Source organism: Geobacillus sp. WSUCF1, assembly GCF_000422025.1.
GTDB classification, from domain to species: Bacteria; Bacillota; Bacilli; order Bacillales; family Anoxybacillaceae; genus Geobacillus; species Geobacillus zalihae.
The window spans coordinates 1-9969 of record NZ_ATCO01000107.1; the positions used below are offsets into that span (position 1 = coordinate 1).

Sequence of the window (9969 nt, forward strand, 5' to 3'; positions counted from 1 at the left end):
ACGATTTCATTCCTTCCGACAGGGAAATGCCTTTTTCCTTCCCTTCCGGTGTTTCACAAACGATCGCATGCTCGAGCAGCGGAAGCCGCTTCTTCGCCTCCACAAACAACGGAGCGAGCAAGTCAAGGCCGATCACCGCCTTGACGTCGCCGTTGTGCAAAATATAAGAAATTTCCTCGGGCGTGTAGATGGGATTGATCGGAATGACGGTCGCCCCAAGCCGCAGCGCCCCGTACAAGCCGATGACGAACTGCGGCGAATTGCCAAGCAACAAGGCAATATGGTCGCCTCGGCGAATGCCAAGCCGCGCCAATCCGTCGGCAAATCGGGAAATGGCTTCATCCAATTGTTGATACGTGCACCGCTCTTCCCTAAACACATACGCTTCCTTGTCCGGCAACTGCTTCGCGATTTGCGCCAACCGCGCCGTGACGTTCATATACGCTCCTCCCCCCAAAATGAATGAATGACCATTCATTTTATAAATAAAAAAATTCGAACTATATCCATTATAAAAAAAAGAACAGCAAAGGGCAAGGGAAAGCGTTTCCTTTGCTGCTCTCTCTTATTTTGGCCTATTGCGCCCATGTTAGGCCGGTGCGGGCGAGGCGGATGACACCGCGGAACGTCCGGCCAGCCTCCTCAACCAGCTGCTCGTGCCGGCCAACGTGTGGCAAATGCGTCAACCATAATTCTCCGACACGTGCTCCCTCTGCGATGGCCGCCGCCTCCTCGCTCGTCATATGCCCAGCCGGCGCCGCGTTTTGCCCAGCGTAAAAGTTGCACTCGCAAATGAGCAAGTCGGCTCCTTTGGCAAACGGAAGAAACTCCGGTATATAGCTTGAATCGGCCGTATAAACAACCGTCTTGCCGCCGGCAGTAATGCGCATCGCGTAGCATGGCACCGGATGGACTGTTTTCATAAATGTGATCGAAAACGGTCCAACAGCCAGCGTCCCATTCGGGTCATAGGCAATTCCTTCCGTAATGCCGCTGTGCGTCAAGCGGGAAAACGCCGCCTCGTCTTCCACATGGCCGTAAATCGGCAAGACGGGAAGGTCAGCTCCCAAATTTTTATGAATGAGACGCGCGTATTGGAGCGGGCCGATGTCGGCGATATGGTCGTAATGGTAATGGGAGATGATGACCGCATCTAAGTTTTCCACAGCCGTATAGTTTTGCAGCTTGGCAAGCGCCCCGCTGCCGCAATCAACGAGCAGGCAAAATCCGTCATGCTCGAACAAATACGCCGATGTCGCTTCATTGGAGGCCGGGAACCCTCCCCAATAGCCGATGACCGTCACTTTCATTTTCGGTTCTCTCCTTCCATTCGTTTTGTCTTCATCATACACAACCGCGCCTATTTTTTCATCTTTGTTGATTTTTGTTTTAAAACACATATTGACATTTTGTTATGTGTTATAATACAATAAAATTACCAAGACAACGGAGGGGATCGGAATGTTGATGAAAGTGTTGGAATTTTTCAGAAACTTGCCACCTAAAAAATGTACGCACTGCGGCAAAGAGATTGACGAGCAGCATGAATGCTACGGCAACACATGTTCTGATTGCCTTGGCGCCGCTTACCGCCAATAGGTGAGCGGACGCTGCCCTTGCGTCACGACGTCGGCTGCCCCGCCGGCGTTTGGCTGTTCCCTAATGCAGCCTGCCTTTTCTTTTGACTGCCTCCAGCTAAGAGGCATTTTTTTTTTGCCAATCTCAGGGGCGCCATCACACACAACGTTCTAATGGCGGCCCATCCGCAAAAAGCAATCCCTCGTCCTAGAAAATGGTTTTAATTCCATCTGTTGTTTGATTCCGATATTGGCCAATGCAAAAAGGCGTCCCAATCTTTTTAGGACGCCTTCGAGACGGCATGGTTCAATCATCACGTTTGAGCCGCTGTTTCCGTCCATACCGCATAACGGCGGCGATACCGAAGGAGAAAATACACGAGCGTCGCCAAGGCAAAGACCGCGGCTGTCGCAAGCAATATCGCAGCTTCCTTCCACATGACCAAGAAATCGCCGCTTGAAATGACGGCTCGCAACCCACGGATCGCATGGGTCATCGGCAGCCACGGATGAAGCGACTGCAACGCACCCGGAACGAGCTCAATCGGATACGTGCCGGCGCTTCCGACCAGCTGGGCAATCAATAGCAAAATGGCAAGAAACCGGCCCGGGTTGTCAAACACGGTGACAAGGAATTGAACAATCATCATAAATGTTATGCTGATGATCCAAGTGAACAAATGCCAAGCAAATTCGGGCGGAGCACGATGGCCCGCAGCTCTTTTCGCAGCATATGGCGCTCCCTCCTTTGTACAGATGACCAAATTGTCCGTATGGTCAATTTCCAACAAAAAAAGAGGATCATCTATCTCGACAATCCTTGCAAAAAATAGAGCGTAAACAATTCAGCAATTTGTTCTTTTGTCAACGGTTCATGATCTTTTTCCCAATCGACGATCAAGGCGATGTACGTCTTGAGCATCAAAAATGCCGTAATTTCCGAATTGCACGGACGAATCTCCCCTTTTTCCACCGCCGCATCAATTTTTTGCCGAATGAACTCGACCATTGCCCGGTCCAGTTTGGCAAGCACTTCTTGCACCGCCGCCGTACCGATATTGCGCACTTCTTGAAGCAGCTTCGCCGTCAGCTGATGGCGCTGGCGAAATTCCAAAATGCGGTACAAGGCGCGGTGGACGTTTTCGGAAAACGGCAGCGACGAGTCCATCGCCAGCTCCGCTTCCGCCTTGATTTCCATAATCAATCCGGAGACGATTTCATCAAGCAGTTCCTCTTTGCTTTTAAAAAACGTATAGATCGTCCCCTTGCCGACGTTGGCGAGCTTGGCGATCTGCTCCATCGTCGTCGCCTTGTAGCCAAAGGCAGCAAACGATTGGGCCGCCGCTTCGATGATTTGCCGTTTGCGGTCGCTTGCCATACTCCTCATCCTTCAAACTGACTAAATGAACAATTTGGTCAATCCGTATCCATTATACTATCAAACAACATGGATGTAAAGGGCCGTCGCATTGGGGACGGAATTTCTTCCTGCTCCCTCATCCTTTCCAAGCAAATGGGTAGAAGCGCCGTTGAAGCTTCTCCCACGTTCTTTTCACATCCCTTTTGCAGCGGAAACCACTTCCACGAACCAAAAGAGACAAACAGCCATCCGCTGCTTTTCGCTTCAAACGGCGGGCGGCCGCACCGACGTCCAAATGTGAGCGGCGAACGGACCAGGGCGTTGGAAAACCGTTGGTTAACGGACGCTGCTGTACAGATCGGACGTCTGTTGAACTGGCGCTTGCTGCAAATACAGAAGCACGTCACGCACCGCTTTTTCGCCTTGGTCAATGCAATCCGGCAATCCGAGCCCTTCGTATGAGCTGCCGGCCAAAAACACCCCCGGCAACTCGGACGCCATCTGCTCCTTAATCTTCGCCAGCCGCTCGCGGTGCCCGACCGTGTATTGCGGCATGGCCCGCTTCCAGCGCGAGATGACGGCGAACTCCGGTTGGCCGGCGATGTTCATCACTTTATTTAAATCATCCAATACAACACGGACGATCTCATCATCAGGTTGGTCGACGATCTCCTCATCGCCCGGGCGCGACGTAGCAACGCAAGAGCGCCTTGCCAGGCGGCGCGGTGTGCGGCCATTTTTTATGCGTCCATGTGCACGCTGTCATCGTGTAATCGCTGCGGCGCGAAACGACAAACCCGGTGCCGTCAATGTCTTGGCGGATCGCCTCCTCCGGAAATGCGAGCGCCACCGTCGCCACCGACGTCAGCGGCACTGAACGGAACGGGGCGAAAAACGGATAGTCAGCGAACATGTCGGGCACAACATGATGCGGCGTTGTCACGATGATGCCGTCTGCCCCCCACACCTCTCCTGTGCTCAGTTGCAGCCGATACGCCGAATCGGTGCGAACGATCCGCTCGACACGCACCCCTTTGATGACGCTGCCCGGCTCAAGCCGTTTTTCCACTTCATCAACGAGCGACTGCAAGCCCGTTTTTAACGTCTGGAACGCCCCTTTCCGCTCTTTTTGCTCTTTCGGCGTCGTTCGTCTCGCTCCACGGACAAGGCTTCCGTATTTTTGCTCAAGCTGAAAAAACTGTGGAAACGTCGCCATTAGGCTCATCTCATCAATGTCGCCGGCGTAAATGCCGGAAAGTAGCGGTTCGATGAGATTGTCCACCACCTCATCGCCGAGGCGGCGGCGGAAGAAGCGGCCAAGCGGCATATCACCATCGACTTTCACCGGCGGCAGCACAAAGTCAAGCGCCGCCCGCAGCTTGCCGGCCGGGGAAAACAGTCCGGTCGTTAAAAACGGGGCGATGCGCGTCGGAATGCCCATCACCGCTCCGCCCGGAATGGGATAGAGTTTGCCGTTGACCAAAATGTACGATGTTCCGGTCGCGTTATGAACGATCTCATGTTCAAGGCCGACTTCCTTCACAAGGCGAAACGCGCTCGTTTTCCGCGCCAAAAACGAGTCTGGACCGCGTTCAATGACAAAACCGTCGCGGACGACCGTCTGCACTTTTCCGCCGAGCCGGTGCGTCGCCTCGACAAGTTTGCATGCAAGTGGGAGGCGTTGCTCTCGAATCGCTTTTTGCAAGTAGTAAGCAGCCGTCAAGCCGGTAATGCCACCGCCGATGATGACGACCGTCCGTTGCCCTTCATTCATGTCGATCGCCTTCTTCCGCCCACCGCTTTAACACAACCGACGCCAATGCATCAATAAACAATGGATTCGTGTTGGGCATCTCCGGTCGGTAATAGCGGGCGCCGATCTCTTCCGTCACCTGTTTGCACTCAATGTCGTTGTCATACAACACTTCCAAATGGTCGGCGACAAAACCGACCGGCGCGTAAACGAACGACGTATAGCCGCGCTCTTCGTAAAGCTGGCGCGTCAAGTCTTGCACGTCCGGCCCAAGCCATGGTTCCGGCGTCTGACCGGCGCTTTGCCAGCCGACGGCATAGTGGGCGACGCCGGCTTGATCAGCAATTCGTTTCGCTGTATCTTCGAGCTGCGTTGGATACGGGTCACCGGCTTGAATAATTTTTTCCGGCAAACTATGTGCGGATACGATCAGCACAGCTCGCTCCCGCTCACGTTCCGGCATGGCGGCAAAAATCGCCCGCACTTGTTCTGCCCAATATTGCAAAAACTTCGGCTCGTCATACCATTGATCAATCGTGTAAATGGTCGGTCCGCCGAGCTTTTTTGCTGCCGCTTTCGCCCGCTCATTGTACGAGCGAATGCTGAATGTGGAATAATGAGGGGCTAGGACGATCCCAACCGCTTCTTTGATGCCGTCATCATGCATGCGCTCGACGGCATCCTCAATGAACGGCTCAATATGTTTGAGCCCTAAATACATGCGAAACTCGACTTCATCTTGCACTTCGTTCAGCCGCTCCTCGAGCCGTTTCGCCTGCTCTTCCGTAATTTTCGCAAGGGGCGACAACCCGCCGATCGCCCGGTAACGCGCTTTTAAATCGTCGATTTGTTCCTGCGGCGGCTTGCGCCCATGGCGAATGTGCGTATAATACCGTTCAATATCATCTTCCCGGTACGGCGTTCCGTACGCCATCACGAGCAGCCCCACTGTTTTTTTCACCATTGTGCCACCCCCTCGTTTAGTTCGTTGACGTATATTCGTGGATAAAAGCGGTCAGACGCTTCAGTGTCGCCGGCTGAACATCCGGAAAAATGCCGTGGCCTAAGTTGAAGATGTAGCCCGGCCGTTCCATCCCTTCGTCCAAAATGCGCTTCACCCGTTCTTCGATCACGTCCCACGGCGCAAGAAGCACCGCCGGATCCAAGTTGCCTTGAATCGCTTTCGCAATGCCTTGGCGGCGCGCTTCGCGAATCGACAGCCGCCAGTCAAGGCCGATGACATCAAGCGGCAAATCGTTCCACTCATGCACTAAGTGGCTGGCGCCGACGCCAAACATAATGAGCGGAGCCCCTTCTTCCCGCAAAGCGGCAAAAATGCGCGCCATCGCCGGCTTGATAAACGTCCGGTAATCGTCAGCACTAACGGCGCCAACCCAAGAATCAAAAATTTGCACAGCGCTTGCCCCTGCCCGAATTTGCGCCCGCACATAACGGATCGTCATCTCAGCGAGCTTGTCCATTAAGGCGAACCACGCTTTCGGTTCAGCATACATGAACGCTTTCGTCTTATGATAATTTTTTGACGGACCGCCTTCAATCATGTAGCTCGCCAACGTAAACGGCGCCCCGGCAAACCCGATGAGCGGCACATCCAACTGTTCGTTGACAAGGAGCCGAATCGTTTCAAACACATACGGCACATCATGTTCTGGATCAATCTCCCCAAGCCGCTCGACGTCTTGAAGCGAGCGAATCGGATTTGCGATCACCGGCCCGATGCCGCCCTGAATCTCGACGTTCACGCCAATGGCCGGCAGCGGTGTCATAATGTCTTTATATAAAATGGCGGCATCGACGCCATATTGCTCAACTGGAAGTCTCGTGACGTACGCGCAAAGCTCCGGTTGATGCGTAATTTCAAACAGCGAATATTTTTCTTTCAGCGCCCGATACTCCGGCTGCGACCGTCCGGCTTGCCGCATATACCAAACCGGCACGTACGATGTTTGTTCGCCGCGGCAGGCGCGCAAAAATGTATCATTGATCTGTCTAGCCATCTCCATCCGCCTTTCTGTCCTCACAATCCCGTCAATGGTTTCGCCTTTTTTTTGCCTTCAAACATTGCCTATCTCCTTTTCACTATACAGCTTTCCGTACCCAATGTATAGAGAAGAAGGCGAACTGTCAAAAAATCGACCGATTTTTAAGTCCATGCCCATTATAGCAAAAAAGCTGCCCCGGCCGCACGGGACAGCTTTCTGTTCAGATGAGAAACATGGCGACAACGGTCGTCACCACCAAGCCGACAGCAACAGGAATGAGGTTGCGGCGCGCCAGCTCAAACGGGTCAACCCCGCAGATCGCTGCGGCTGGAATGAGCGCCCACGGAACGAGCGTGCCGCCGCCGACCCAAATGGCGGCGATTTGGCCGAGCGCCGTCAACGTTGCCGCTCCGCCGCCGATCGCTACAGAAAACAAATGGGCGATCGAACCGGCGAGCGAGATGCCGGAAAACCCGGAGCCGTCAAGACCAGTAATCGCCCCGACGATCGTAAGTGTAACCGCTCCCACCTCATTGTTCAGCGGCATCGCATGAGCCAAGGCAACCCCTAAATCGTTGACGATGCCTTGCGATGCCTGCGGCAAATAGTCGCCGATGATTTTCACAAACCCCGCATCGCCAAGATAGAAAAACGCGGCGATCGGAATAACAGGGCCGAACACTTTAAACCCGAACTGAAACCCTTCAATAAAGTAATTGGTCACTTCCGCAAAACTTTCTTGCCGATGGGCGAGAACGGAGATGAGAATCAAAATGAAAATCGCCGTCCCACCGACCAAGGCGGTCGCTTCCCCGCCTTGCAACCGCAAATAAAACATCGCGATGACATCAAGGGCGAACAAAATCGGAATCAACAGCGCAAGCCATTTTTTCGTTTGTCCCGTCAGGAAATGACTTGTTTTTTCCAGCGTCGAATCGACCGTTGCAGCCATTTCCGCCTCCCCGCTTGCCAGGCGCCCTCGCTTCATGTCACGGCGCAGCAAGTAAAACGCGGTGACCGTTGTGACGGCCCCCATGACAAAAACAAGCGGCACACTGGCAGCGATGACATCGCCGACCGGCAGCCCGGCGGCATCGGCCGTTAATTTCGGCGCCCCTTGGATGATAAAATCGCCGGAAAGCGCGATGCCATGCCCGAACAAGTTCATCGCCATCGCCACTCCCAACGCCGGCAAGCCCACCCGGACCGCTGCCGGCAACAGAACTGCCCCCATGAGAGCAACAGCCGGAGACGGCCAGAAAAACCAAGAAATGATCATCATCAAAATTCCGATCGTCCAATACGCCCAAGCCGGCGTACGGATGAAACGGACAAACGGCGAAACCATGACATCATTGATGCCGGTGGCCGACAACACTTTGCTCATCGCCACAATAATGGAGATGACTAAAATCGTCGGCAATAGCTCCGTAATGGCGTAAATAAAGCTGTTAAACACTCCGCTGACCGCCGCGCTCAACGAATGGGTAGCGACCGCCGCCAATAAAAAGATGCCGGCAATGCAAATGAGCGATGTATCTTTGCGGGCGACCATAAACCCAATAATGAGCACGATGAACAGCAAGTAAATCCAGTGCAACGCTACAAGCTCTACACCCATGATTCATTCCCCTTTCTTCCCGACTTCCAGCCTGACCGCCGGACATGCGCCCAGGCCAGTGTACTACAGCATATGAAGCGGGAAAAAAGGTGTGAAAGCTTTGGCCATCCATTGAAGAATGAAAAACGCCGGCGCCAGCGCAAACAGCGCTAGCGTCCGGCTTTCTGCCCACGCTGCAGGCGCACGTACCGCCCTGCCGTCCAAAGCCCCCATATATTTCCGCCAAGCCAAGTGGCGAGCCAAAGAAGGCGCGGGGAAACAGCCAACAGTACGAGATGGAATATCGTATTTTGCCCAATCAGCAGAATGGAAAGCAACCGAACCGCCGCAGCATCCGGTTGCGCCTGCGGCAACGGGTACAGCCGCGGCCATAGCAAATAGCGATGATGGGAAGGCAGCGCGGCCAATTGAACAGCGGTCGCGTAAAGAAACAAAAATGCGATGCCCGCCCGCCCGTATTGGTGATCGATCACAGCCAGCATGACGCCTCCGATCGCAGTGAGGCGGACATATAGACCAGCATACCCGCCGGCGCGCAAAAACGTGCGGGCATACAAATGAAAAAACACATGCCGCTCGTCGTACGGTATCAAAGCGAGCAGCGGATCAAGCCAGCGCCGCCGCTTCGCCGCCTCCCGCCATTCCGGAACGTCGGTAAACAAGTTGGCCAACCGGTAAAACGCCGTGGCCGCTCGCTGTTCTTCCGCGATGATCCGTTCCCATTTCCATGTTTTACCTCTGACCAATCTTGACAAACAGATGGACAGAACAACCATCAAACCGACCAAAACGACGAAAAATGGCCATGGGGCCGCAACCAGCACCAAATAAACGAACACCGCCGCTAGGCTGAAACGGGTAAATGCGCCAAAGCGATGAAAAGACGGATCGGCGATGTAGCTTCCTTGCCAACTGGCCCATAAGCTCCATCCTTTGAAGCAGAAAAGACCGAACAAAAAAAAGCGGCCATGACACCGGGGAAAAGCGAGCATGCAGTGGACCCGCCAACAGCAAAAGCAAAGAAAGGCCGTACGCCTGCCATAACCATGAGACGAAAAACGCCCGCTGAATATACGGACCGAGCCGTTCTTCCGCCGGCAATAAAAACACCGTATCCGCCTCGCGGAACAAGGTGCGCACCGATCCAGCGGCCGCCGCCCAGCCGAACACGACCGCCGCAATAGCCGGATACGGAAACGAGTCAGGAAGCGCCGCCGCAAAGCGCTCGTACATCACCGCTATGCCGCCAAGCACAATGATCAAACCGACGAGCAAATGGTCGTTGAACATATAGCGCAAGTAGCGGATCCGTTTTCGCCATTCCGCTTGGAAACGCTGCTTCCAAAGACGGCGGGCGTCAATCATGGCGCATCGTCCTTTGTCAATTCGACGTACAGTTCATCAAGCGACGCCCCCCAGAGCCCGAACTGGCGGCGAATGTCATCGAGCGTCCCTTTGGCTTTGACGCGGCCGTTGTGCAAAATCACAAATGAGTCGCAATACCGCTCTGCCGTCGCTAAAATGTGCGTCGACAGCAAAATGCCCGCCCCCTTCTCTTTCTGTTCATTCATTCGCTCAAGCAGGGCGTGAATGGCAAGCGGATCGAGGCCGAGAAACGGCTCATCGATGATATAAAGCGGCGGTTCAAGCAAAAA

Annotated in this window: 11 protein-coding genes and 1 pseudogene; 1 reads left to right on the forward strand and 11 read right to left on the reverse strand. The window is 54.1% G+C overall.

Features of this window, described 5'->3' with window-relative positions:
• Positions 1-439, reverse strand: a 439-nt coding sequence (locus I656_RS05615) for an AMP-binding protein (RefSeq protein WP_020755624.1), incomplete at its 3' end; no start/stop codon positions are given.
• 136 nt (positions 440-575) lie between these two features.
• Positions 576-1310, reverse strand: a complete 735-nt coding sequence (locus I656_RS05610; protein ID WP_033005982.1) for an MBL fold metallo-hydrolase — start codon at positions 1308-1310, stop codon at positions 576-578.
• 151 nt (positions 1311-1461) lie between these two features.
• Between I656_RS05610 and yhfH the strand changes: the two genes are divergently transcribed.
• Positions 1462-1599 carry a protein YhfH gene (yhfH, locus tag I656_RS18045; protein WP_014195008.1) on the forward strand — a complete coding sequence of 46 codons (138 nt, stop codon included), beginning with the start codon at positions 1462-1464 and terminating at the stop codon, positions 1597-1599.
• A gap of 292 nt (positions 1600-1891) precedes the next feature.
• On the opposite strand, the gene I656_RS05605 is transcribed toward yhfH, so the two are convergent.
• The 9 genes and pseudogenes from I656_RS05605 to I656_RS05575 form a co-directional block, all read right to left on the reverse strand.
• Positions 1892-2224, reverse strand: coding sequence for a YhgE/Pip family protein (locus tag I656_RS05605; protein ID WP_235045609.1), 333 nt, complete (start codon positions 2222-2224; stop codon positions 1892-1894).
• 158 nt (positions 2225-2382) lie between these two features.
• Positions 2383-2955 (reverse strand): TetR/AcrR family transcriptional regulator, encoded by a 573-nt coding sequence (locus I656_RS05600; protein ID WP_011230167.1) that lies wholly within the window; start codon positions 2953-2955, stop codon positions 2383-2385.
• Positions 2956-3273: 318 nt separating this feature from the next.
• Positions 3274-4711: pseudogene (gene hemY / locus I656_RS0115955) on the reverse strand (protoporphyrinogen oxidase).
• Positions 4704-5654, reverse strand: coding sequence for a ferrochelatase (gene hemH / locus I656_RS05595; RefSeq protein ID WP_020755633.1), 951 nt, complete (start codon positions 5652-5654; stop codon positions 4704-4706). The pseudogene hemY and the gene hemH overlap by 8 nt, the downstream one beginning before the upstream one ends.
• A gap of 16 nt (positions 5655-5670) precedes the next feature.
• Positions 5671-6708 (reverse strand): uroporphyrinogen decarboxylase, encoded by a 1038-nt coding sequence (hemE, locus tag I656_RS05590; RefSeq protein WP_025038854.1) that lies wholly within the window; start codon positions 6706-6708, stop codon positions 5671-5673.
• Between the two features lie 205 nt (positions 6709-6913).
• Positions 6914-8314 (reverse strand): hypothetical protein, encoded by a 1401-nt coding sequence (locus I656_RS05585; protein ID WP_020755636.1) that lies wholly within the window; start codon positions 8312-8314, stop codon positions 6914-6916.
• A gap of 149 nt (positions 8315-8463) precedes the next feature.
• Positions 8464-9138: an ABC transporter permease gene (locus I656_RS05580; protein WP_369770205.1), complete on the reverse strand. Its 675-nt coding sequence runs from the start codon at positions 9136-9138 to the stop codon at positions 8464-8466.
• A complete protein-coding gene (locus I656_RS19915; RefSeq protein ID WP_369770204.1) occupies positions 9047-9679 on the reverse strand; it encodes an ABC transporter permease in 633 nt (210 codons plus the stop codon). Before I656_RS19915 ends, I656_RS05580 begins: the two co-directional genes overlap by 92 nt.
• A partial coding sequence (locus I656_RS05575) for an AAA family ATPase (protein ID WP_020755638.1) occupies positions 9676-9969 on the reverse strand: 294 nt, incomplete at its 5' end. The genes I656_RS19915 and I656_RS05575, both read right to left, overlap by 4 nt.

Bases quoted from the DNA above. Each gene is read 5' to 3' on its own strand.
- yhfH (WP_014195008.1), top strand. From the start codon at position 1,462: ATGTTGATGAAAGTGTTGGAATTTTTCAGAAACTTGCCACCTAAAAAA.
- I656_RS19915 (WP_369770204.1), bottom strand. From the start codon at position 9,679: ATGATTGACGCCCGCCGTCTTTGGAAGCAGCGTTTCCAAGCGGAATGG.
- hemH (WP_020755633.1), bottom strand. From the start codon at position 5,654: ATGGTGAAAAAAACAGTGGGGCTGCTCGTGATGGCGTACGGAACGCCG.
- I656_RS05605 (WP_235045609.1), bottom strand. From the start codon at position 2,224: ATGATTGTTCAATTCCTTGTCACCGTGTTTGACAACCCGGGCCGGTTT.
- I656_RS05585 (WP_020755636.1), bottom strand. From the start codon at position 8,314: ATGGGTGTAGAGCTTGTAGCGTTGCACTGGATTTACTTGCTGTTCATC.
- hemE (WP_025038854.1), bottom strand. From the start codon at position 6,708: ATGGCTAGACAGATCAATGATACATTTTTGCGCGCCTGCCGCGGCGAA.
- I656_RS05600 (WP_011230167.1), bottom strand. From the start codon at position 2,955: ATGGCAAGCGACCGCAAACGGCAAATCATCGAAGCGGCGGCCCAATCG.
- I656_RS05610 (WP_033005982.1), bottom strand. From the start codon at position 1,310: ATGAAAGTGACGGTCATCGGCTATTGGGGAGGGTTCCCGGCCTCCAAT.